Origin of the sequence: Campylobacter sp. IFREMER_LSEM_CL2090, assembly GCF_025771865.1 — a bacterium.
Lineage (GTDB): Bacteria > Campylobacterota > Campylobacteria > Campylobacterales > Campylobacteraceae > Campylobacter_D > Campylobacter_D lari_D.
Window position 1 is genome coordinate 40,974 of the sequence record NZ_JAKMRA010000009.1, and the last position, 24,011, is coordinate 64,984.

General features: G+C 30.0%; 26 protein-coding genes and 1 other RNA gene. 17 read left to right on the plus strand and 10 right to left on the minus strand.

Features of this window, described 5'->3' with window-relative positions; translation table 11 throughout:
* The first annotated feature begins 21 nt into the window (after positions 1-21).
* The 9 genes from L8V85_RS06550 to L8V85_RS06590 all read left to right on the plus strand — a co-directional run bounded on the left by L8V85_RS06550 (position 22) and on the right by L8V85_RS06590 (position 6,327).
* Positions 22-723 (plus strand): Bax inhibitor-1/YccA family protein, encoded by a 702-nt coding sequence (locus L8V85_RS06550; RefSeq protein WP_263737703.1) that lies wholly within the window; start codon positions 22-24, stop codon positions 721-723.
* A 102-nt stretch (positions 724-825) separates the two neighbouring features.
* Complete coding sequence (gene secG, locus L8V85_RS06555; RefSeq protein WP_133319019.1) at positions 826-1,170, plus strand: preprotein translocase subunit SecG; 345 nt, start codon at positions 826-828, stop codon at positions 1,168-1,170.
* A 14-nt stretch (positions 1,171-1,184) separates the two neighbouring features.
* Positions 1,185-1,742 carry a ribosome recycling factor gene (gene frr / locus L8V85_RS06560; RefSeq protein ID WP_039668941.1) on the plus strand — a complete coding sequence of 186 codons (558 nt, stop codon included), beginning with the start codon at positions 1,185-1,187 and terminating at the stop codon, positions 1,740-1,742.
* A gap of 1 nt (position 1,743) precedes the next feature.
* Complete coding sequence (gene pyrE, locus L8V85_RS06565; protein ID WP_263737704.1) at positions 1,744-2,352, plus strand: orotate phosphoribosyltransferase; 609 nt, start codon at positions 1,744-1,746, stop codon at positions 2,350-2,352.
* Positions 2,352-2,768 carry an RDD family protein gene (locus L8V85_RS06570; protein ID WP_133319021.1) on the plus strand — a complete coding sequence of 139 codons (417 nt, stop codon included), beginning with the start codon at positions 2,352-2,354 and terminating at the stop codon, positions 2,766-2,768. The genes pyrE and L8V85_RS06570 overlap by 1 nt, the downstream gene beginning before the upstream one ends.
* Positions 2,765-3,787: a ribonucleotide-diphosphate reductase subunit beta gene (locus L8V85_RS06575; RefSeq protein ID WP_133319022.1), complete on the plus strand. Its 1,023-nt coding sequence runs from the start codon at positions 2,765-2,767 to the stop codon at positions 3,785-3,787. Before L8V85_RS06570 ends, L8V85_RS06575 begins: the two co-directional genes overlap by 4 nt.
* 124 nt (positions 3,788-3,911) lie before the next feature.
* Positions 3,912-4,079: a dihydroneopterin aldolase gene (locus L8V85_RS06580; RefSeq protein ID WP_133319023.1), complete on the plus strand. Its 168-nt coding sequence runs from the start codon at positions 3,912-3,914 to the stop codon at positions 4,077-4,079.
* Positions 4,080-4,089: 10 nt separating this feature from the next.
* Complete coding sequence (locus tag L8V85_RS06585) at positions 4,090-5,607, plus strand: disulfide bond formation protein B (RefSeq protein WP_263660646.1); 1,518 nt, start codon at positions 4,090-4,092, stop codon at positions 5,605-5,607.
* Positions 5,608-5,697: 90 nt separating this feature from the next.
* On the plus strand, positions 5,698-6,327 hold the full coding sequence (locus L8V85_RS06590; RefSeq protein WP_263664091.1) for a protein-L-isoaspartate(D-aspartate) O-methyltransferase: 630 nt from the start codon (positions 5,698-5,700) through the stop codon (positions 6,325-6,327).
* 46 nt (positions 6,328-6,373) lie between these two features.
* On the opposite strand, the gene L8V85_RS06595 is transcribed toward L8V85_RS06590, so the two are convergent.
* On the minus strand, positions 6,374-6,778 hold the full coding sequence (locus tag L8V85_RS06595) for a GNAT family N-acetyltransferase (protein WP_263737705.1): 405 nt from the start codon (positions 6,776-6,778) through the stop codon (positions 6,374-6,376).
* A 51-nt stretch (positions 6,779-6,829) separates the two neighbouring features.
* Between L8V85_RS06595 and L8V85_RS06600 the strand changes: the two genes are divergently transcribed.
* Entirely contained in the window at positions 6,830-7,570 is a 741-nt protein-coding gene (locus L8V85_RS06600) for a carbonic anhydrase family protein (protein ID WP_263660644.1), read from the plus strand.
* 11 nt (positions 7,571-7,581) lie between these two features.
* Here the strand turns inward: L8V85_RS06600 and L8V85_RS06605 are convergent, their stop codons facing one another.
* Positions 7,582-8,214 (minus strand): poly(A) polymerase, encoded by a 633-nt coding sequence (locus L8V85_RS06605; protein WP_263737706.1) that lies wholly within the window; start codon positions 8,212-8,214, stop codon positions 7,582-7,584.
* The gene (typA, locus tag L8V85_RS06610) at positions 8,214-10,022 is read right to left on the minus strand and encodes a translational GTPase TypA (RefSeq protein ID WP_220567072.1); all 1,809 of its coding nucleotides are present in this window, start codon (positions 10,020-10,022) and stop codon (positions 8,214-8,216) included. Before typA ends, L8V85_RS06605 begins: the two co-directional genes overlap by 1 nt.
* A gap of 127 nt (positions 10,023-10,149) precedes the next feature.
* On the opposite strand from typA, the gene L8V85_RS06615 reads away from it, so the two are divergent.
* The 4 genes from L8V85_RS06615 to L8V85_RS06630 are packed head-to-tail and all read left to right on the plus strand — an operon-like array spanning position 10,150 to position 14,847.
* Positions 10,150-10,488, plus strand: coding sequence for a hypothetical protein (locus L8V85_RS06615; RefSeq protein WP_133319030.1), 339 nt, complete (start codon positions 10,150-10,152; stop codon positions 10,486-10,488).
* A 3-nt stretch (positions 10,489-10,491) separates the two neighbouring features.
* Entirely contained in the window at positions 10,492-12,159 is a 1,668-nt protein-coding gene (locus tag L8V85_RS06620) for a flagellar hook-length control protein FliK (protein WP_220567071.1), read from the plus strand.
* Between the two features lie 50 nt (positions 12,160-12,209).
* Positions 12,210-13,217 carry a flagellar hook capping FlgD N-terminal domain-containing protein gene (locus L8V85_RS08445; protein ID WP_220567070.1) on the plus strand — a complete coding sequence of 336 codons (1,008 nt, stop codon included), beginning with the start codon at positions 12,210-12,212 and terminating at the stop codon, positions 13,215-13,217.
* 4 nt (positions 13,218-13,221) lie between these two features.
* The gene (locus L8V85_RS06630; protein WP_263737707.1) at positions 13,222-14,847 is read left to right on the plus strand and encodes a flagellar hook protein FlgE; all 1,626 of its coding nucleotides are present in this window, start codon (positions 13,222-13,224) and stop codon (positions 14,845-14,847) included.
* Positions 14,848-14,857: 10 nt separating this feature from the next.
* On the opposite strand, the gene L8V85_RS06635 is transcribed toward L8V85_RS06630, so the two are convergent.
* Positions 14,858-15,301 carry a hypothetical protein gene (locus L8V85_RS06635; protein WP_133319033.1) on the minus strand — a complete coding sequence of 148 codons (444 nt, stop codon included), beginning with the start codon at positions 15,299-15,301 and terminating at the stop codon, positions 14,858-14,860.
* Positions 15,302-15,353: 52 nt separating this feature from the next.
* On the opposite strand from L8V85_RS06635, the gene ffs reads away from it, so the two are divergent.
* Positions 15,354-15,451, plus strand: an RNA gene (ffs, locus tag L8V85_RS06640) — signal recognition particle sRNA small type.
* 4 nt (positions 15,452-15,455) lie between these two features.
* On the opposite strand, the gene L8V85_RS06645 is transcribed toward ffs, so the two are convergent.
* The gene (locus L8V85_RS06645; RefSeq protein WP_133319034.1) at positions 15,456-16,679 is read right to left on the minus strand and encodes an HD domain-containing protein; all 1,224 of its coding nucleotides are present in this window, start codon (positions 16,677-16,679) and stop codon (positions 15,456-15,458) included.
* Positions 16,680-16,812: 133 nt separating this feature from the next.
* Here L8V85_RS06645 and L8V85_RS06650 point away from each other — a divergent pair, with 133 nt between their 5' ends.
* Positions 16,813-17,484 (plus strand): WG repeat-containing protein, encoded by a 672-nt coding sequence (locus L8V85_RS06650; RefSeq protein WP_263662116.1) that lies wholly within the window; start codon positions 16,813-16,815, stop codon positions 17,482-17,484.
* 70 nt (positions 17,485-17,554) lie between these two features.
* Here the strand turns inward: L8V85_RS06650 and L8V85_RS06655 are convergent, their stop codons facing one another.
* The 3 genes from L8V85_RS06655 to L8V85_RS06665 are packed head-to-tail and all read right to left on the minus strand — an operon-like array spanning position 17,555 to position 21,140.
* Positions 17,555-18,535: an ABC transporter ATP-binding protein gene (locus tag L8V85_RS06655; protein WP_263737708.1), complete on the minus strand. Its 981-nt coding sequence runs from the start codon at positions 18,533-18,535 to the stop codon at positions 17,555-17,557.
* The gene (locus tag L8V85_RS06660) at positions 18,535-20,118 is read right to left on the minus strand and encodes an ABC transporter permease (RefSeq protein WP_263737709.1); all 1,584 of its coding nucleotides are present in this window, start codon (positions 20,116-20,118) and stop codon (positions 18,535-18,537) included. The genes L8V85_RS06655 and L8V85_RS06660 overlap by 1 nt, the downstream gene beginning before the upstream one ends.
* Before the next feature lie 17 nt (positions 20,119-20,135).
* Positions 20,136-21,140, minus strand: a complete 1,005-nt coding sequence (locus tag L8V85_RS06665; RefSeq protein WP_263737710.1) for a Fe(3+) ABC transporter substrate-binding protein — start codon at positions 21,138-21,140, stop codon at positions 20,136-20,138.
* Positions 21,141-21,325: 185 nt separating this feature from the next.
* Between L8V85_RS06665 and cgb the strand changes: the two genes are divergently transcribed.
* The gene (gene cgb / locus L8V85_RS06670; protein ID WP_133319038.1) at positions 21,326-21,754 is read left to right on the plus strand and encodes a single-domain globin Cgb; all 429 of its coding nucleotides are present in this window, start codon (positions 21,326-21,328) and stop codon (positions 21,752-21,754) included.
* A 24-nt stretch (positions 21,755-21,778) separates the two neighbouring features.
* Here cgb and L8V85_RS06675 read toward each other — a convergent pair whose 3' ends face one another.
* The gene (locus tag L8V85_RS06675; RefSeq protein WP_133319039.1) at positions 21,779-22,252 is read right to left on the minus strand and encodes a GlcG/HbpS family heme-binding protein; all 474 of its coding nucleotides are present in this window, start codon (positions 22,250-22,252) and stop codon (positions 21,779-21,781) included.
* Positions 22,253-22,261: 9 nt separating this feature from the next.
* Entirely contained in the window at positions 22,262-23,890 is a 1,629-nt protein-coding gene (locus L8V85_RS06680; RefSeq protein ID WP_263737711.1) for a multidrug ABC transporter permease/ATP-binding protein, read from the minus strand.
* Positions 23,891-24,011: the final 121 nt, after the last annotated feature.

Here is a 24,011-nt window from a genome sequence, read left to right on the forward strand (position 1 = left end):
AAAAATTATTGGAGGATTTTAATGAGTCTTTATGATAGAGATTATTCTAACTCTAAAACTCAAGAATTTGAAGGTTATGCTAGAAGTAATTTGAGCATTTTTATAAAACAAACTTATCAGCTTTTTGCTGCTTCATTATTAGCTGCAACAGCAGGTGCTTACATAGGAATTTTTGCCTTAGCACATTTATTTGCACAATCTCAAGCAACTTTTTGGATTTTATTTATCGTAGAAATTGGCTTGTTATTTGCATTACAATGGAAAAAAAGAGAAGCTCCGCTTAATTTAGTTTTACTTTTTGCCTTTACTTTTGTTTCAGGACTTACTTTAACACCACTTTTATATTCTGTTTTAGCACTTCCTGCAGGAGCTAGCATTATCGCTCAAGCTTTTGCTTTAACAACAGTGGCTTTTGGTGCTTTAAGCGTTTTTGCTATGAATACAAAAAAAGATTTTACTATGATGGGAAAAATGCTTTTTATAGCTTTAATTGTTATCGTAGTAGCTTCTTTAATTAATATCTTTTTTCAAAGTTCACTTTTAAGCTTAGCAATTTCTGGTATTGGTGCAATTTTATTTTCTTTTTACATTCTTTATGATACTCAAAACATCATTAGAGGAAATTATGAAACACCAATCGAAGGTGCAGTTGCACTTTATCTTGATTTTATCAATCTTTTCATCTCTCTTCTTAATATTTTAAGAAGCTTTAATAGCAGATAAAAATTTGCGAGAAAAATTCTCGCAAATTTTCTTTACCTCTTTCAAGTTTTTATCAAACTTTTTAAGTTAAAATACTCATTTTATTTTCAATAAGGAAAATTCATGACTACTCTTTTAATTATTTTGCAATTTGCAATTGTTGTGATTATTTGTATTGCTGTTTTATTACAAAAAAGCTCAAGCATAGGACTTGGAGCATATAGCGGAAGTAATGAAAGCTTGTTTGGAGCAAAGGGTCCTGCAGGGTTTTTAGCTAAATTTACTTTTGTGATGGGTGTTTTACTTATCGCTAATACAATTGCTCTAAGTTATATGTATAATAATGCTAATTCTAACTCACTTGCTGAAAAAGCAGAACAAATTTTACCAAAAGCACCTGAAACAAACACAACTAGCATTCCAGTTGCACCAAGTGCTCCAATTAGCGAAAGTAATACTAGCAAATAAAAAAAGGAAATACCATGCTAAATGAAATTTATACCAAGCAAAAACAACAATCAGACAAAAGCTTAGAGGCCTTAAAAAAAGATTTTACTACCATAAGAACTGGCAAAGTAAATATAAATATACTTGATCATATTCATGTAGATTATTATGGTAGTGCAACTCCATTAAATCAAGTAGCAACAGTTTTAGCAACCGATGCTTCAACTATTAGCATTACTCCTTGGGAAAAATCAATGCTAAAGGCCATAGAAAGTGCTATAGCTGCAGCAAACATTGGAGTAAATCCGAACAATGATGGCGAAAGTGTTAAATTATTTTTTCCTCCTATGACAAGAGAACAAAGAGAAGAAAATGCTAAAAATGCTAAAGCTATGGGTGAAAAGGCTAAAGTTGCTATTAGAAATATTAGAAAAGATGCAAATGATGCGGTAAAAAAACTAGAAAAAGATAAAGCAATCTCAGAAGATGAAGCTAAAAAAGCTTATGATGAAGTACAAAAACAAACCGATAATTATACAGCAAAAGTAGATGAGTTAGTTAAAAACAAAGAAGCGGAACTTTTAAAGGTTTAAAATGAACTTAGAACAAATTTATAAAGATTGTGGAGCATACCTACAAGGACATTTTTTACTTAGCTCAGGGAAACACTCTGAGTTTTACCTTCAAAGTGCTAAAGTTTTAGAAAATCCAAAACTAGCAGGTGAGCTTTGTGATGAGCTTGCGAAAGTTATTGCCGGTTTTAATATTGAATTTGATAGTATTTGCTCGCCTGCCTTGGGTGGAATTTTAGCAGGTTATGAACTTGCTAGAGCTTGCAACAAACGCTTTATTTTTACTGAACGCGTAGAAGGAGTGATGAGTCTTAGACGCGGTTTTGAAGTAAAAAAAGGTGAAAAATTTATCGTTTGTGAAGATATTATTACAACAGGTGGCTCAGCACTTGAGAGTGCAAAAATCATCGAGAATTTAAGTGGAGAGGTAGTAGGTTTTGCAGCTTTAGCAAATCGTGGTTTTTGTGCTGTAAAAAATTTAAACAATCCAAGAAAAGAAAATGCAAAATTACCACAAAATTTACCACTTTTTGCACTAGGAAATTTTGAATTTGATATTTATGATGCAAATACTTGCTCACTTTGTGAAAAAGGCACTAAAGCTATCAAACCTGGTAGTCGTGGTAACTAATGAAAACTAAAGCAAAAATAGCCACTCGCTTTTTAAGATTTAAAGCCTTTTTGATTGATCTATTTTTGCTTTATGTGCCCATTTTGTATTTGTTTTATTTTACTCTTGGCTCTAAAGAAGCTTTTTTAAACAATCAACTTATAATTTTTTTGTGCCCATTGCTTTTTGGATTTTTACAAGCATTATTTTTAGTAAAAAAAGCTCAAAGTCCTGGACTTAAAGCTTATGATTTATACTTGATTGATATTAAAAATGGACACAAACTTAATTTTTTTAGAATAATCCTACGCTATGTAATTTTCATTATAAGCTTTGGCTTGTTGATTGGCTTTTTGGTAAGCTTTTTAAGAAAAGATACCTTAGCCTTGCATGATATTTTAAGCCAAAGCGCTATTGTAACAAAGGTGGAAAAATGAATAGAAAAAGAATTTATAATCCAAAATCAAATGAAACTTTAAATGATAGAAAAGTATTTAACGGCAACCCACATGGTATTTTAAATTTTACTAAAGCAAAATACACATGGGCTTTAAAACTTTGGGATTTAATGGAAGCAAATACTTGGTTTCCAAAAGAAGTAGATACAACAAAAGATGCACTAGATTATCGTTGCAATCTAACCGTAGCAGAAAAAAGAATGTATGATCTAGTTTGGTCTCAACTTATCTCAATGGATAGTTTTCAAACAAACAATCTTGCTGATAATATCAACCCTTATATCACAGCACCTGAAATCAATGCGGTTTTAGCAAGACAAGCTTATGAAGAAGCAAATCACTCAAAATCTTATGCAGTGATGGTTGAAGCAATCTGTGAAAATACAGACTTAATTTATGAAATGGAAAAACACGATGAGACTTTAAGAGAAAAAAATGATTTCATTTCAAGTATTTATGAAGAATTAGCTGGCGAAGTAGATGATAATAAACTTTTACTTGCAATGGTAGCAAATCAAATTCTAGAAGGAGTGTATTTTTATAGTGGTTTTACTGCTATTTATGCTTTAGCGCGTGCAGGAAAAATGCTAGGTTCAGCACAAATGATACGCTTTATACAAAGAGATGAAATTACTCATTTATTATTATTTCAAAATATGATTAATTCTGTGCGTAAAGAAAGACCTGATTTGTTTAATGATATCAATATAAACAAAATTTATGATATGTTTAAAAAAGCAGGTGAACTTGAGATCAAATGGGGTAAATACATCACTCAAAATCAAATCATGGGTTTTACAGACGATATTATAGAAGAGTACATTCACTATCTTGTTGATCAAAGACTAATAGCTATTAATCTTGATAAAATTTATAATGCAAAACATCCTATTAAATGGGTAGATGATTTTTCTAAATTTAATGATCAAAAAAGCAATTTCTTTGAAAGCAAGGTTACAAACTATTCTAAAGGGAGTTTGAGTTTTGATGACTTTTAAGTCACAAAACTACCCATATTTTACATTTTTTTAAACTAAAATTCTCTTTTTATTTAATATTTTATTTTTATTTATTTCACTATTGTAAAATCCGCCATTTTATTTTATTAGTAAAGGGGTAATTATGGAGTTTTTAGAACTTTTGCTAGTCTTTATTGCCATAGTTCTCATGATAATTAAGCCTGAAAAAGAAAAACTGGCTTTTTCTATACTTGTAATTTCATGGGCTATTATGGTATTTGACTATTTAGGTCGCAAATCAGGCGCAATCTTAGGCCTAATGAATCTATAAGGTGGCAAATATGTGTGATATTAACAAAACTAAATTTTTTTATTTTTTAATGTGCTTGGCAGGTTTTTTAATCATTTTAATGCCTGTTGGAATTGCAAATTTGATTTTTGGTTATATGCTAGGTGATAGCCCTTGTACTTCTTGTTGGGGCCAAAGAGAATCAATGATTTTCATTGGTGTTGCAGCTTTATTTATCGTACGTTATGGTATGAAAGGTAAGTTCTTAGCTTTTCTTTTAATTGCAACTGCATTTGGTTTATGGCAATCATTTAATCATATAAGCGGACATGCACATCGTGATCTTGATCAAGGTTTTGGTTTGCCTATTTTTGGTTTGCATACTTATTTTTGGGCTGAAGTAGTATTTTGGGCTGTAGTTTTATTACTTGGTGTAATTTTTGCTTTTGCTCCAAAATTTGGCTCCTTTGAAAAAGAAATGGAAGGAGTTAGTTTTAGAAAATTAACTAAATTTAACCTAGCTGCTATGGTTATTGTTGCTTTTATCGTAGCTTCAAATGTCTTCCAAGCTTTCGTAAGCACTGGTCCTATCCCATATAGCGGACAAGGTGATCCAGTTCGTTTTAGTTTAAATCCAAAATATATTATTTGGGATGATTCAGGCTGGAATAAAAGTTGGAAAAGCATTTCTTTCTTAGGAAAACGCGATGTTAAAGAACCTGATTTTGCTTTTGCTCCTGCTAATGAAAAACTAGGTATTGAATTTGATAATAATATCAGTAATGCTCCATTTACAAATATCGATGATAATCTAAAAATCGTAAATGAAACAAAAATTGATTTTCCTAAAGCTATCAATACACTTGATTATATCAATGGAGAATATGTCGCAAGTTCAAAATGGGAAGTATTTTTCCTAGATGATAATTTTAGTACTAAAACAGATTTTCTATTAGACCCATATTTTTCAGCCACAATTAATCCTATCATAGGAATTATTCCTTATTTGGACAACAAATACATCTTAATGGGCTCTAATAAAACTTTCTTAAGATTTGCTCAAAATCCTAATGCAGATGAAGCTTTACAATATGCTGATTTTATTAGAGGGGCAAATAATTTTGAAGGACAAGGTGAAAACCTTGGTCGTGGTAGAATTGACACAGTTAGAGCTAAATTCCATCATGTTTTAAGCACAACTACTGATGGAAAATACATGTATCTTGCTACCGTTCCAAACAATAAGGATGCTAAAACTTTTGTAATTTCTAAAATTTCTTTAGCAGATAGAGTTCTTTCAGCTGAATTTACTCCTAAAGCTGAGTTAAAAGAAGGAAAAACTTTAGGCGATCTTTATATAACTTCAATGGCTTTTAAAAATGGTAAAATTTATGCATTAAGTAAAAAGCATAATGTTATTGCTGTAATTGATCTAGACAAAGAAGAAGTTGTAAAAACTATTTCGTATCCAGAAAATATAACTAACGCAAGAAGTTTATTCTTCAAAGATGGCAAAATGCACATCTTATCTTATCAAGATGGATCAAACATCCTTTATACACTTGATTAATCTTAAGGCGTTTTTACGCCTTAAGGATTTTAAAGCTAGATAAATAAAATTTAAGATAAAATAACACTTTTTATCAAGGAGTGCTTATTGATTCATATATTTGAACAAAAACAATGCCAAACTATGGCAGAAGAAATTCGCAAAAACACTTTCATTAATGAAGAATTATTTGAAGCTTTTTGTTCTACTCCAAGAGAAATTTTCTCACCTTTAAAAATGCATGCTTATAGACTTGATGCGCTTCCTTTAATGGGTAATCAATGGATAAGCTCGCCTTTAACCGTGGCTAAAATGACTATGGCACTTGATTTTAAAGATGCTGATAGTGTTTTAGAAATAGGTTGTGGTAGTGGGTATCAAGCTGCGATTTTAAGTAAGCTTATTAGAAGAGTTTTTACCATAGAACGCATTGAAAAACTTGCAATTAGTGCTATAGAAAAATTTAAAAAACTAAACTATGCTAATATTCATGTAAAATTTGATGATGGGCAAAATGGCTGGAAAAATTATGCACCTTATGATAGAATTTTACTCTCAGCTTATATAGAACACATTCCAAATGTATTATTTGATCAACTTGAAAATAACGGAATTTTAGTAGCTCCTTTACTCATAGGAAATCAACAATTCATCACTAAATTTACCAAAAAAGATGGCGAGATTAGCAAAGAAGTTTTAGATGAATGTCTTTTTGTGCCTATTAAAGACGGTAAAGAATAGTTAAAATTTCATTTTTAAAACAATAAAATCATATTCATCTTTATATTCACCCTCTTGTAAAAAACCATTTTTCTGATAAAAATTTATACGCCTTATAATTATCTTTATTTACTTCAACATATTTCAAATGATAATCATTTATGGCTTTAGATATTAAAGTAGTGTCTATACCTTTGTTAAAATATTTTGAACTTAAAAACAACATTTCAATTTTATCATCCACAAATGCTAAAAATCCAATCATTTTGTCTTTATCATAACAAATCAAATAATTTAAACTAAAGAATACTTGAGAATTTAAAAGATCATTTTTAATCTTTTCTCTATCAAAATCAGATAAAAAATCATGGGAATGTTTCACACTATCCTCCCATATATCGATCAATTTATCTTTAATATTATCTGTAATTTCTTTAAAATATTTAATTTTAATATAATTATTTTTAAACATAAGCTTCTTGTAGGATTTATTTTTTTATAATTATATTAAAAAAGGAATATTATGAGTTTTAAAAGAATACTTTTTGGTTTATTTACTACTAGCATGCTTTTTGCCTATGAGCAAATGCCTCAAAATGCCTCACATGGAAATTTCATAGACAAAGACAAATGGAAAAATTTAGATAAAAACTGGATTTATTGTGAAAGTGGTTTAAATCAAGATTTTATCAATATAAATAGTAAAAAGGCTACAAACAAAAATCATTCTTTAGAATTTAACTACTCAAATGATTCTTTTGGTTTAATAAATGATGGTTATACCATAAAAATGTATTTTGCAAGCAATGGAAGCCATATCGTGCTAGATAATACAGCTTATAATTTATCGCATTTTCACTTTCATAGCCCATCAAAGATTTCTATTGATAAAAAATCTTATCCTTTAGAAATTCATTTTAGCCATGTAAGTCAAAAAGGCGATATAGTAGTGGTTGTGCTGTTTTTACAAGAAGGCGCGGAAAATCCTTTTATTAAAAAAATCATCCGTGCTTTTCCTAAAAAAGAAGGCGATAAGCTTTATGTTCAAAGCTTAAGCGCTAATGAGTTATTACCAAATAATCTTCAATCTTTTTACATCTTTAAAAACAAACTCAACAAGCCTTGTAATCAAAAAATCACTTGGATAGTTTTAAAAGATATGAGCTATGCCTCTAAAGAGCAAATTCAAATCATACAAAATTTAATGGGAAAAAATGAGAATTTGAAAATACAAGAAATTAATAATTTAGAACAAAATGATTAAGTAAGCTAAACTTAATCATGTATAAAAGTTTGAATTTTTTCTAAATTAGCTCTAAAAAGTTTAAAATTTAACTCACTTGAAATTTTTAAATCAGCAAAAAAAGGATTTTTTAAACTTGCTATGAGTAAATAATCATCTTTTTTCAAAACTCTTTGTGTAGAAAATTCTTTATCCTTTACTTTTTCAAAAATACTTTCACTTGAGCTAATATCTTCTTTTAATTTCTTACTATAAAGCAAAATTCCACAAAAGAAATTCCCAAATTCATCTTTAAATTTCACATCATAAAGAATAAAATCATCAAAAATAAAAGAATTTTGAGAATGATAAGTTTTTAAAGAAAAATCAAAAGCAATTTTTTCAAAATATTTTTGATCAAAGCCTTGTTTATCAAATTTAGCATTATTTTGTTTTAAAAATTCTTCACACATTTTAAACACAAGCTCATTGCGTCCCCACATAAGCTTTCTTCCTAAAATTCTAAAAAACAAAACTCCTGCTAAAACAGCAAAAAACAAAGCTATAATCACATCTTTGCTAAATTGAAAAGCAAGAAAAAATATAACCAAAGCTTCGGCAAATGCTAAAATTTGTAAAGCTTTGAGTCTTTTATTTAAAGCTTGTCTTATGGCTTCAAAATCCATTAAGACTTAGCCTTTTCCATTCTTTTTCTTTGAGTAGGATCAAGATATCTTTTTCTAACTCTAATATTTTGTGGAGTAACCTCTACAAGCTCATCTTCTTCTATCCACTCTAATGCTCTTTCAAGGCTTAATTTTCTAGGTGGTACAAGCTTAATCGCATCATCACTACCACTTGCTCTAACATTGGTTAGATTTTTACCTTTAATAGGATTAACATCTAAATCATTTGGGCGTGAATGCTCACCTATAATCATACCTGTATATACTTTTGTTTGAGGATCAATAAATAATACCCCTCTATCTTGTAAGTTAAATAAAGAATACCCTAGCGCAACACCATTTTCCATAGAAATTAACGCACCATTATTTCTTTTTTCAACTGCCCCGCTAAATGGACGAAACTCTAAAAAGCTATGGTTCATCACACCCTCGCCTTTGGTATCTGTTAAAAATTGTGATCTAAATCCTATAAGCCCGCGCGCAGGAATTTCAAACTCAAGTCTTGTTTGACCATCTCCAGTTGGTGTCATAGTTTTCATTTCAGCTTTTCTTTTACCTAGTTTTTCAATCACTACTCCTGTAAAATCATCAGGCACATCAATCACTAAATGCTCAAATGGCTCTGTTTTAACCCCATCTTCTACCTTAACGATAACTTCAGGTCTTCCCATACAAAACTCAAAACCTTCTCTACGCATATTTTCGGCTAAAATAGTTATTTGAAGTTCACCTCTTCCACTTACTTTAAATTTACCCTCGCCTGTGCTTTCATATTTCATGGCAATATTAGTTTTCATTTCAGCTTCTAAGCGTTCTGCGATTTTATTTGAAGTTACATGTTTACCTTCAGTACCCGCTAAAGGACCATCATTTACTGAAAATACTATACTTAAAGTTGGCTCTTCTATATGTAAAGGATCAAGCGGCATAGGGTTATTTGGATCTACCACACTATCTCCTACATCTAAAGCTTCAAAACCTGCAATCGCTACAATATCGCCTGTCCCTGCTTCTTCAATGTCCATTTTTTCTAGACCCATAAAACCAATAAGCTTTGAAATTCTTCCATTGATTTTAGAGCCATCTGCTTTAGCAAGCATAACATTTTGATTTTTCTTTACTTTACCATTAAAAATTCTTGCAATCCCTATCTTACCAACGAAATTATCATAACCTAGAGTAAAAACTTGAAGCTGTAAAGGATTTTCATCACTACCACTTGGAGCAGGCACACGCTCAAGTATAGTCTTAAACAATGGTTCCATGTTAGTGCTTTCATCTTCAAGTGCAAGTTTTGCATAACCATTTTTAGCAGCCGCATATACTACTGCAAAATCAAGTTGTTCATCATTTGCCTCTAAAGCCACAAAAAGATCAAAAATTTCATTGATTACTCTTTCAGGATCAGCAGCTGGCTTGTCGATTTTATTAATAACAACAATAGGTTTAAGCCCTAAAGATAAAGCCTTTTTTACCACAAATTTAGTTTGAGGCATAACCCCTTCTTGTGCATCAACTAAAAGCAAAACCCCATCAACCATTTTTAACACACGCTCAACTTCACCACCAAAATCAGCATGGCCTGGAGTGTCTATGATATTTATTTTTGTGCCTTTATAATTAATAGCAGTATTTTTAGAAAGTATAGTGATACCTCTTTCTTTTTCTATATCATTACTATCCATTACACGCTCTGCTATTTGTTCACGCTCATTAAAAGTTCCTGATTGTTTTAAAAGCTCATCTACCATTGTTGTTTTACCATGATCAACATGAGCTATAACAGCTATATTTCTAATATTATCCAAGTTTTTCTCCAAAGTCTTAAATTTAAAATCTAATATTATATAAAAAAAATGCTTAAAAATTAAGATTTAAAAATTGGAACACTTGTTGCTTTTGTCTTGAGTAAGAATTATTTTTAAGGAGAAAAATATGTCAAACCTAAATACTCAAATCTTTAACGCTAACTTAGAAAAACAAGGAACTTCAGTTTTAAATAGTAAGCATTTTATGGAACTTTTAAATTATTTAGAAGTTATAAATTCAAATGAAGAAAAAGAATTAAATTATGCAAAACTTTCAAGCAAAGTAAGTGAAATTTTAGATGATGCGCAAAATGAAAATGCGGTTTTAAATGCTAAAAACATAGAAGAATTATTAGTGATATTTAAAAATTTTAATCTTACTCATGAAAATCTAAAACTTGATTGTGCAGCACAATTACAAAATTTATTTCCAAATTTAGCAAAAAATAATTTTTTAGTAGGTTAATTAATGTCTAATATCCAAGCTAGTGATGCTTTAAACTTACTAAGCATCACTCCACAAAATGAAAACCCAAGTAAAGAAAACGCTAGCTCACAAAGTGATGGCGAGGAATTTTTAAATTCCTTATTGCAAGCAATAAATGAAAAAGATGGAAGTTTACCAAAAGATTTCAAGACTCCACAAAAAGATGATAAAGTTAATGATAAAATTTTAAAAGATGATGTCAAAGATAAAATACCGCTGGATGAAAAAGATGCTTTGAAGCTTTTTGAGGGTGCAAATTTTATGCAAATTCTTTCTTTATTGGAGGTTTTACAAAGCGATAGCAAGGATATAAAACTAAACAAACTTGTCCAGGATAATACTGCTATTTTAGCTCTTGAAAAAAATCTACACAAGCTAAAAAATATAAAAAATATTAATGAGCTTTTTAATGTGGCAAAAGAGCTTGGATTAAACATCAAAAATATAAAATTTGAACAAATTAAAGATTTAAAAGAAGCCTTTCCAAATCTTGATAAAAAAGGTTTTTTTGAAATACCAAAACAAAATAATAATACTAATGTTTTTCAAGATTTAATCAATCAAAAAATTACCAAGCTTTTAAAAGAAGAACCAAATACAAGCAAAAATATAAAAAGTAAAGAAAATGAAGGTGTGTCTTTGCTTTCTTCTGCTTTAAAAAATATAGAACTTCCAAAAAAAGATATAAAAACGCAAGCAAAAGAAAACATTCAAAACATAGATTTTAAAGAAAAATTAGTAGAAAAAATTCAAATTCAAGATGAAAAAGAAATAAAAAACGCAAAAAATATCCAAAATACAACAACAAAATTCAATGAAAAACTAAGTGATATTGAGTTAATTAATCTTACTCAAAACACAAACCTAAAAAAAGATATTAAAGAAAAAGAAAAGCTAGATTTTAAAGAAATATTAAAGAATGAAAAACTAACTACTAGCGAAGATAGCTTTAGTAAAAAAATAAGTTCTGTTTTAGAAAATTCAAAAGATTTAAAAACTGAATTAACAAATATAAAAAATACTCAAAATATACAAAATCAAGATTTAAAAATTAACTTAGAAAATCTATTAGCCCCTCAAGATAAACATTTAAAAATAGATAAAAATAATCAAAATATAGATAATTTTAGTGATATTTTTAAACACACAAAAGAGTTTTCAAAAGATGAAAATGATCATAGTGAAGAGAATTTAAATTCTTATGTAAGGGAAATGAATAGGGTTTCTAATAATTTTATAAAAAATCAAAATATTCCTATGAAAGAAACTTTTAATGATTTTGCCCAAGAATTTAAAGAAAAACTAGAAAGCTACAAAGCACCTATAACTCGCTTTAGTATAACTCTTAATCCACATAATCTTGGAGAAGTAGAAGTAACTTTAGTCCAAAGGGGTTCAAATTTAAATATTAGCTTTAACTCTAATCAAAATACCTTAAATCTTTTCATACAACATCAAGCTGAATTTAAAAATGCTCTTGTAAATATGGGATTTACAAATTTAGAAATGAATTTTAGTAATCAAGAAAGAAAAGAACAAAGCAATCCGCAAAGACAAAAAAACAACAATAGTAAAGAAGATAAGGTGAATTTTGAAAAAGAAATTCAAGAAAAACCGAGCTTAGAAATGGTTTTAGCAAAATATTTTTAAATGGAATATTTTTTGCTTTGAGCTTTAAAAATATATAAAAAAGGATTTTTATGTCAAATATAAACACACAAACCCTTCAAGGTCCTTTAGCAACGCTTAATACTAAAGATATGCCAAATGCCAAAGGAAGTACTAGAGCCGGTGAAGGTGATAGCGGGTTGATTTACAACCCTGGGGCAGAACTTGACAAGGATGCGTTTTTAAAGCTTCTTTTAATAGAACTCCAACATCAAGATCCAACAGATCCTATGGATACTGAAAAAATGCTTACCCAAACAGCACAACTTTCAGCACTTGAAATGCAAGATAATACTAATAAAACCATGACTCAACTTGTAACTGCGATGACAAAACTACAAAATTCTATTGCAGCAAGCACAGGTATGAGCGCACTAGCTGCAGTTGGAAAGCTTGCAACAGTTAAAGATAATTACCTTGTAGTGGCAGATGATGATATACAATTTCAAATTAATATGTATTTACCACAAGAACCACAAAAAGGTAAAAAGACTGATATTGATATTGAAGGTTTTGAACTTAAGAAAAATGGCGAAGATAAACTAGATATAACAGGTAAAGTTGATAAAGAAATAGCTGAACCTGGAGAAACTATACATATAAAATTAAAAGATGACAAAGGTCAAGAAGAAACGGTTCAAGCAGTAGTTGGAGAAGATCAAACATTTAAAATAGTAGGACATACCCCAAGTGTTGATATCAAAACAGCAAAGATTGATTCAGCTTATAAATCAGACAGCACACCTGTAACATTTACTATTTATAATGAAGCAGGAGATCCTGTAAGAACAATGAGTGTTAAAGATATGAGTGCTGGTATGAAACAAATCGTTTGGGATAGAACAGATGATAGTGGAAGTCCTGTACCATCTGGAAAATACTATGTAAGAGCAAGCTATATAGGTGAAGATGGCACAACCGTTAATTCAACTTATGGTGCTTATCCTATCACTGGAGTTAAATTTGAAGAAGGTGAAGCTCTAGTTGGTATGGGCGGTAGCTGGGTTAAATGGGAAGATATTAAAGAGATTACAGGATAAAATCATGTTTACAGCATTTTACAATGGAGTAAATGGAGTAAAATCCCAAAGTTATGGTATAGACAATACCGCTCATAATATAAGCAATGTCAATACAGTCGGTTTTAAATACTCTGATGTGGCATTTAAAGATGTATTTTATAGCACCATAACAACACAATCATATAACAAAGGTCAAACTGGTTATGGTAGTGTAGCAGGAGCTACTAATGATATTTTTGAACAAGGTCCGTTAGTTTCTACCGATAATGAATTTGATGTAGCAATTGCTGGAAAAGGCTTTTTTGGTGTAAGTAATGCTAATGGGGTTTATTATACTAGAAATGGTGCTTTTAAACCTGATGCAAATGGATTTTTAGTAGATTCAAATGGAAATTATGTACTTGGAACTATGAATCCATCATTACAAGAAATTCAACTAAGTGATAGAGTTTCTAATATGTTTGGTCAGATTATGGGACAAAAAGTCACTACAGCTTGGAGTGGAACACCTGGACAGAATTTACAAATGGGCGGAGTTAATACTCAAGGACCTATTTCTGTACCTAAAAATCTTTACTTACCACCTCAACCAACGCAAAATATAACTTGGAGTGGAAATTTAGACACAAGCACCAAAACAGAAGCAGTAAATGTAGATGTAGATGCTTCTAAATTTGAATTTAGTAAAAATGAAGATGGTAGTGTAAAAATTTCAGGTAGTGTAAAAGATGAACAAATTTATGGTATAAAACCTGGCGATACTATATATTTTAAAATCACTGATGAAAAGGGTGCTAGTCAAACATTACAAGCTACTTTAGATGAAAATTTAGCTTTTAGTATCGACAATCAAAAACTAGATAAAGTCGATTTAGAAACAGCCAAATTAGAATCATCTCACTTAAGTGTTGAAAAAGAAGTAGCTGATAGCACAGAACTTTCTGCAAAATTAATAAATCCTGATGGATCTATTAGTTGGGTAAAAGTTAAATTAGATAGAGTTTTACCGCAAAATGGTACAGATTTAGAATACAAAGCCGTTGCACAAGTGTATGATAATGATGGCAATAAAATAGGTGGAATAACTGAAGGTTTAATCACTTTTAACGAATCTGGAGCTTTAGTATCTAACACCTTAAATTCAGTAGATAATAATGGCACAAGGGTTAATATAAATCTTGGTTCTTATTATGATCCAAATATACCAAATTCAGGCTATGATGGGCTTCATGCTTTACAAAACAAACAACCTTCAGTGCATACACAAACAGATGGTAAGGGCGAGGGGTTTTTAAATAATTATTCTATTAACACAGATGGTACTATCATCGCCACTTTTACCAATGGAGATCAAATAGCTATGGCAAAACTTGCTTTGTTTAATTTTACAAACGAACAAGGCTTGGAAAAGCTAGGGGAAAATCTTTATGGGCAAACAGGAAATAGCGGTAATCCAACTTTTTTACTTGATGCTAATGGAAATTTCAGCACAGCAACTTTTAAAGGTTCTTATTTAGAGCAATCTAATGTAGATTTATCGGTAGCTTTTACTAACTTAATCACTCTACAAAAAGCTTATGATTCAAGTAGTAAAAGTATCACAACAGCCGATCAAATGATACAAAAAGCAATCAACATGAAACGCTAATTTTAGCTTTTCATGTTTTATTTATATTTTTTTGCTCTAAGATATATTTTACCTCTTGCTCAAAAAATTCATACACCCTAAGCTGAACCAAAGATTCTTCTTCATTTTTATCTATTAAACGCTCAAGTTTATCAAATTTTATCTTTTGTATATATCTTGGATTTTTTTTCAAAAGCAAAGCAATATTTTTAAGTAAAGTATCCAAACTAAGCTCACTTTTTAAAACTCTATCTACATATTCTTTAGAAGTTTGCACCAAAATTGCTTGCCTGCTTTTATCTTTTGGATAAATTTCACTAGCAATATCAGCTAAAACTTGCCAAATTTCTGCTTTTATATTTTTATTTGCCACAATAATAGCCGCAAAAGATTTTGCTCTAAATTCTAAAGACAGATGACTAGGAACAAAAAATTCTCTAAATTTAGATAAAAAATTTGCAAATATACTCAACATGCTTCACCTCAATGTTTTTTAAGATATTTTAAGATATTATTTCAACTGCCTTCTCTTAGACCTGTGCAATGCTATTTTTAAGCACCGCTTCAGGGTGGGAACACAGCAGAGCACTTAGACTTAGTGTGTGCCGCAGTCATCTGGGAGAGGGTTTTTAAAGTTTAAAATATCCTTTAATATCCTCACAAATTCTAAAGAAATTTACCCCATTAATAGTCGGATTTGTTTTAAAATATTCATACATTCCCACAAAACCGCTTTCAAGCTCTTTAGACTTTACTCCATAGCTAATCGATAAAGCCGCTTCTATAAAAGCTGCTAGCTTATCACAATACTTCAAAGCCTTTCCATCAATAGCCTTAAAACGATCCTCATTGACCGCATCCAAACTACCGCTATAAACACTTGGCTTGTTATTAAAAATACGATTTTCAAATTCATTTTTTACAAAGGCACTTTCTTCATTTTGTCCTTCTCTAATACCAAGTATATAACTAAATTCTTCTCTAAAAGATAGTGGTATAAAAGGTAAAATTTTCTCATTAATAAGCTTCATTTCATACTCATTGATGATTTCATTTAAACCATCTATGCCATATTTTACCGGAGAGATGATATCTCTAGTTAAACTTTCAGGCAAATCATGAAACAAAGCACAATAAAAATTGCTTTCTATCCTACCATCGCATGCTTTTACTTCTAAAGAATAAAAATAAGACAAAATAGCTACCACAAGCATATGTCCTAAAACCGCAGTTTCTGGAATCCTTGGAGTTTGTGCCCATCTTTTTTGAAAACGCAAGCGTCCGCTTAGATCGATTATTTTAGAAATTTTTCGATTAAGGGCTATTTTTCTTGCGCCAATTAACTCATAATAATCTTCTAATTCCTCTTCAACCTTAGCCTTAATCTCATCAATATCACTTAAAAATGAACTAGTTTGATAAACTATATTAAACTCCCACCTTGTCGCAAAATACGAAGCAGCTTTTAAAACAAGCCTTTCTTTTGCACAATCTTTACCTTGCAAAAAAAGCTCATAGCGTTTTAAAAACTCACCATTTTCAATATCTTGAATCATTGGTGCGATTTTACTTAACACCCAAGCACTTACTTGCTCATTTTTTGCACGCGTTATCTCATGATACACATCAGGGCGTATATCAGTCACTACCACCCTACTTAAAAACTCAAAAATCCCCGCTTCTATGATAAAGCGCATATTGACATCTTTTTCCATTTTAGCAATGAAATAAGCAATGATGAATTTATGCGCTTGCTTATCAAGCTCAACTAAATTTGTCATTCTAGGATAATCATTCCACCTTGATATAGAAGCAGCTTTAAAAATATGCTCTATCAATTCTACACTAATCATTTATTTCCTTTTTTTGCTGTGATTTTACTTTATTTTATAATCTTTAGCAAATTTTATTTTGATATTGTGATTTGATATTTTATTGTAAAATAATCTTTAAAACTTATCATCAACATAAATACGAGGTTCTACCATGATTAAATTAAACAACAACCAAGGTTTTGTAAATATAAATGGTAAAAAAATGATGTGGCCGATTTTTGATGAAGTTTTATTTTTTCACAATGATATAGCAACAGTAAAACTCAATGGCAAGTGGGGCTTAATAAATAAAAATGGAGATTTTATAATAAACCCAATATATGACTATATTAGTCACCTTAATGAAAATTTTATAACTATTCAAATAGGTAATAAGTACGGTTTCGCTGACAAAAACGGAAAAATTATAACTGAACCAAAATTTGACGATACGAATGGTTTTTACGAAAATTTGATATCGGTTTTAATAAACGACAAATGGGGCTTTATTGACACAAATGGAGAATTTATAATAAAACCTAAATTTGATTATGCGGGAAATTTTAACGAAGGACTTGCAGATATAAAACTAAATGAAAAATGGGGGTTTATAAACAATAAAGGGGAAATTGTTATAAATCCTATATTTGATGAAGTAGAGAGTTTTAGCGAAGGCCTCGCAAAGATAAAATTAAACGAAAAATTTGGGTTTATAGACAAAAGTGGAAATATTGTTATAAACCCTATATTTGATGAAGTAGAGAGTTTTTATAATAAAGCCGCAATAGTTCAGCTAAATGGAAAATGGGGCTTTGTAGATACTAATGGAAACATTATAAAATAGCAAATATAATTTGATATTATTCCAATTACTAGAACTTTTATTTTCGCATACTCATTATAATTTTAGCAAATTAAAAACTTTCTATATCACTTAACTTAAGATAAACCTCATCATTTTTACTAAGCTCTTTATGATGATAAATGCTAAAAATATGTCCTTCCAAACTCACGCCTAGCTCATAAAAATCCCCATAAAACACACATTCTAAAACGCTAGCCTTTAAAGGAGTTTGTGAGGTTGAAATTTGTATATCATTAGGGCGTAAAATGCCATTTTTACTTTGTAAATATGCTTTAAAATTCTCATCTAAAATTGTATTTGGATCTATAAAAAATGCTTCGCCCAAAAAACAAGCACTATCTATATTTTTAGGCTTATAAAAAAGCTCTTTAGCACTTCCATAGTCTAAAATTTTTCCATCCTTAATCAAAGCGATATTGTCTGATAAATAAAAAGCATCGTCTTTATCATGCGTAACAAAAATAGCACTAAGCTTATGCTCTTTTAAAATATTTTTGATTTCTTTGCGCATTTTAACGCTTAAAGTGTGATTTAAATTTGAAAAAGGTTCATCAAAAAGTATAATTTTTGGCCTTGCGACTATGGTTCTTGCTAGTGCTACTCTTTGAGCTTGCCCACCGCTTAGCTCATTTGGATAGCGTTTTAAAAATGTATTTAAATTTAAAATTTCCAAAACCTCATCAAGCCTTTGTTTTTGCTCGTTTTTACCTAAAGAGCTTATACCAAAGCATATATTTTCTTCTACATTTAAGTGCGGAAACAAAGCATAATCTTGAAACAAAACCCCCACATCACGCTCTTGTGGGGCTAAATACATACTCTTAGAAGCAACTAGTTTATCCCCTATATAAATACTACCATCATTGATTTCAAAAAAACCCGCTATACAACCAAGCAAAGAACTCTTACCACAGCCACTTTCTCCCAAAATACTGACAATCTCGCCTTCTTTTAAGCTCAAAGAAATTCCCTTTAAGACCTCTATTTTTCCAAAAGATTTGTAAAGATTGTCAATTTTTAAGATTTCCATTATTGTCCTTTTTGGTTGTTTTTATTTTGCAAATAATGCATTAAAAATGTAGGGATAATCCCAAATAACACTATAATCAAAGATGGCAAAGAAACATTGTAAATTAACTCATTTTCGCTATAAGCAAATACAAGCGATGAAAGCGTTTGAAAACCTGAAGGTGAAAGTATAGTCGAAATAGGCAATTCTTTTAAAATATCCACACAAATAATCACCACAGCTAAAGCTAAATAATGCTTCATCAAAGGAAAATGAATTTGAGTGAAAATTTTAAATGGTTTTGATTTTAAGGTTAAATTTGCATAGTCTATATTTTTAGAAATTCTCTCATAGCCTGATTGAGTTGCAAAAATCCCTGAAGCTAAAAACCTCACAAAATACCCAAAAAATAACACCAAAAATCCACCACCTATGGCATATTCAAAAGATAAAAGATCAAAAATATAATTTAACACACCCAAAATCACTAAAATTCCCACAGCTACCACAGCTCCAGGTAAAGAATACCCCAAAGTCGTAAGCCAAAGGATGATTTTAGAAGCTTTTGTATCATTTAAACGCACTATAAAACATAAATAAAATGCCACTCCCACAATAGCAAAAGAACTCACCAAAGCCACACTAAGACTATAAAATGCAGGTGTTAAGATATTGCTTAAATTTTGCATAAAATCAAACCCAGCCCAATAAACAAGCCACATAATAGGCACGACAAAGGCTAAAAATACCACTAAAAAGCACCATAAAAAGGCTAAAAATGCCTTTAAGCCTTTTAACTCATCTTTTGGAGTAGGCAAAAACACATTTTGATTAAAGCCTTTTTTACCTCTTTGAATTTTTTCTAAAAGCATTAAAAGCGCGATAAACACAAGTAAAGCCACGCTTAAAGCCACAGCACTGACTTCATCGCCACCACTTCCCCATGTTCTAAAAATTCCTGCACTAAAAGTATCTACGCCAAAATACGCCACCAAGCCATAATCACTCAAAACCTCCATAGCCACCAACAGCAAAGCACCCACTATACCCACACGACAAAATGGTAAAATCACTTTAAAAAATGTTTTTAAATTAGAAGCCTTAAGTGTTTTGGCACTTAAAATGATATTTCCAAGTCCATAAGCAAAGGTATTTTTAGCAAAAAAATACACATAAGGATAAAGAGCAAAAGATAAAATCACAATCACGCCATATGCATTCATGATATCTATACGCCTATCAACACCTAAAAGCGTGGGAATTAAGCCTTGAAATTCAAACAAATCAATCCAAACAAAACCCATTACATAAGAAGGTATAGCCAAAGGTAAAATCAAAAACCATTCAAAAAATTTCGAGCCAAAAAATTTATAAAAAGCTATCAAATAAGCACTAATTAATCCTATAATCAAACACAACACTAAAGTACCAAACAATATAAAAGCACTACCAAAAATATATCGTGGCAAGACATTTTTACTCAAATGTTTTAAGGTGTTAATATCTATAAAAGGAAGGTGTAAGATAATAGCAAGTATAGGCAGTATGATTAAACTACAGAAAAAAAAGGTGGCAAAAGACCACCTTAGACTTAAAAATTTCAAATTTTATTTTTCCTTAATTATTTCCATTGAACTTCATCAAAAATCATTAAAGCTTCTTTAGCATTACCCCAATAAGCTTCAAAATTTGGCTTTTCTACTTTAAACTCGCCCCAAGATTGTAAAATTTTAGCAGGTTTTACTTCTTTATTTACTGGATATTCATAATTTTGGTTTGTTAAAATTTCTTGTGCTTCTTTTGAAAGCATAAACTCGATAAATTTAACCGCAGCTTCTTTATTTTTAGAAGTTTTTAAAACACCTATACCGCTTACATTGATATGTGTTCCTCTATCATCTTGGTTTGGAAAAATCACTTTTACTGAATTTGCAGCTTCAACATCTTTAGGATTTTTTGAATTTGCTAAATGTCCTAGATAATAACTATTTGATATAGCCACATCGCCTTCTTTTGCATAGATTGCACGAATTTGATCACGATCCCCACCTTTTGGAGTGCGTGCAAGATTATTTGTTATGCCTTGTGCCCATTCTTTTGCTTTTTCTTTGCCCAAAGTATCAATCATAGCACTTAACAAAGAAATATTATAAACATTATTTGAACTTCTTACTAAAACCTTACCTTTAAATTTAGGATCAGTTAAATCTTCATAAGTTTTAATCTCTCCATCTTTAATTCTATCTTTAGAAGCGATGATGATTCTTGCTCTTGTTGTAAAAGCATACCATTCGTTATTTTTGCCTCTTAGCTCTTTTGGAGAAAGTTTTTCTAGCTCAGGCGAGCTAACTGAAACAAAAAGATTATTTGTGCGAACTTGTTCTAAATTTCCCGCATCAGCAGTCATAAATAAATCTGCTTTTGAATTTTTACCTTCAACTTCTAATCTTTTAGCAAGCTCATTAGCCTTAGCTTGCACCACATTTACACTAATGCCTGTTTTTTCTTGAAATAATTTGAAAATTCCTTTATCAGAATCATAATGACGATGAGAATAAATCGTAAGCTCTTGAGCACTTAAGCTCATAGCAGCTAGTAAAGATAGTAAAACTACTTTTGCTTTCATTTTATAAATTTCCTTAATTTTAAATTTTGAAATTGATAAGGATTATTATATTAATAATTCACTTTATATTTACTTAAATTGATATACATAATCAATTTAAAATAATACAAAATTAACATAAATCAAGATATTTTTTCTCTTATTTTTATATAATCATCAAAAATACAATATACAAAGGAGATAAAATGACACAAGAGCAAATTCAAATCATCAAAGATTGTGTACCAATTTTACAAAAAAATGGCGAAGTTTTAACTAAAGAATTTTATAAAATCATGTTTGAAGAATATCCTGAAGTAAAACCTATGTTTAATATGGAAAAACAAGCTTCAGGCGAGCAACCAAAAGCTTTAGCAATGGCTATTTTAATGGCAGCAAAAAATGTAGAAAATTTAGAAAATATGAGAAGCTTTGTTGATAAAGTAGCTATCACTCATACAAAATTAAATGTCAAAGAGGAGCATTACCCTATAGTAGGTGCTTGTCTTTTAAAGGCTATTAAAGTAGTGTTAAATGCAGATGAAACTACACTAAAAGCTTGGGAAGAAGCTTACAAAGCTATCGCACAATTTTACATAAACATTGAAAAAGAAATTTATGCAAAAGCTAAGTGACAATAGGCTTTGATTTTTCAAAGCCTATTTTAAAAACGCTATCCCCGCTTTTGCTATTTTTACATCCTCATCTAAGTGTGCTCCACCCACACCTATACCACCAACAACAACTCCATCTATAAAAATCGGTACCCCACCAGGCATAATAGAAAACTTATCATCTAAATAACGAATATCTTCAGGTATTTTACCCTCTTTTACACCTTTAAAAATAACTGCTGTTTCTCTTTTTTGCGAAGTGGCTGTGTAGGCTTTTTTATAACTAGCATTAATCGTATGCACACCCGCTTTATCATCTCTTAAAACTGCTAAAATTTGACCAGATTTATCTACTATGGTAATACTTACATGAAAGCCATTTTTTCTTGCTTCTTTCTTTGCAAGATCCAAAATCCCTTCAACCATTTGCGAAGTTAGAACAGGCTCTTTTACAAGCTCAAAAGATTTTGCCATCAAACTTACTCCTAAAAATAAACATAAAATAAATAATTTTTTCATTTTTATCCTTTAAAATTTTTCTACTGCATTTTTTGCTAGTTCTTTAATATCGCCTTTTAATTCACAAATTTGACCATTTTGTGCGAGTAAAATTCTATCAGCCATGTCAAAATATACTTCATCATGTGTTATAGCAAATATTGTAATACCTTTTTGCTTTAAAAGTGGCAAAAGCTTAGTATAAAAAAACTTTCTAAACATAGGATCTTGATCAGCTGCCCACTCATCTAAGATTAAAATATCTCTTTTTTCAAGTAAAGCATTAAGCATAGCAAGGCGCTTTTTTTGTCCAGCCGAGAGCTTTATAGTGCTAAAAGTATTTTCCACAAGCTCTACTTTTTCATTTAGTTCTAAAATTTCAAGCCAGTATACCAAGTCTTCTTTGCTAAATTTCTCATCTTCTAAAACATGCTCAAATAAATGAAAATCACTAAAAATCGCACTAATTAAACTTCTATATTCATAAATATTTTCTGAAGTTACTTTTTCATCATCTAAAAAAATATCCCCTTTAAAGTCTATAAAAAGTCCTGCTAAAATCATAGAAAAAGTAGATTTACCACTACCATTTTTACCTATTAAAAATACGCATTCGCCCTTTTTAAGCTCAAAATTTACAGGTTTTAGTGCAAAATTTTCATTATAAGAAAAAGATACATCTTTAAAACAAAGTTTTTGCCAAGTTTTTTTATTTTGACTGAATTTAAACTCATGAGAATAATTTTCTAAATTTAAATTTGAAATTTTATCTAAAGCGATTTTTGCCATCATAAGCGTAGGAAAACTTCCTATCATAGCTCCAAGTGGTGATCTTAAAAAAAGCACGCTTAAAGCAATAGTAGTAGCACTTTGCAAACTAGCAAGTTCATAGCTTAAAGCTATATAAAACTCCACTCCTACTAAAGCTAGCATGGCACTATTACTCCAATTATTAGATAAGATATGTAAGATATTTCCTATAGTGGAGCTTTTTTTCTTTTTTAGAGCATTTTTTTCAAACTCGTTTTCATAATAATACTTTGCCCTTAAAGGATTTAAGGTTAATTCTTTATGCCCTTGTAAAATATTTTGATAGTTTTTTTGCAAAGCATCATCATTTTCCCTAGCATTTTTAAAATAAAAATACACCTTACTCATTAAAAAATTATCCACCAAAAAAACGCACACTATCCACACAAAACACAAAAAGAAAATTTCTAAAGAAAGATAAGCTATATAAGCACTTACACAAATAATCAAAACACTTGATTGTATGAATTCAGGAAGTCTTAAAAGTCCAAAAGAAATACTACGCACATCATTATTCAAAGAAGCCAAAATCTTTGCTTTAGTAGTATTTAAAATACTCAAAACACTTGTATCTAAAATTTGCTTTACAACCCTTCTTTGCATTTTAAAAATAAAACTTTGTCCAAACGAGTTTAAAGCAATTTCTACAAAAGAAGAACTCGCAAAAAATACAAGCAACAAAAGCACAAAATACACGATAATATTTGAGTTTTCAAGATTAGCTTTTAATAAAAATTCATTGATAAAAACTAAAGTCAATACACCTAATATACTCGTAAAAATACTAAAAAGCAAAAAAAGAATGATTTTTAATTTGCTTTCTTTAAATAAAAAAACTAAAAATTTCATTTAATCTAAACCTTAACTCTAAAAGCAAATTATATAACAAAAATATGCATAATAAATTATTTATATTGTTTATGTTTATTTATTTTTATTTAACTATAAATAAATTTTGTTATAATATATT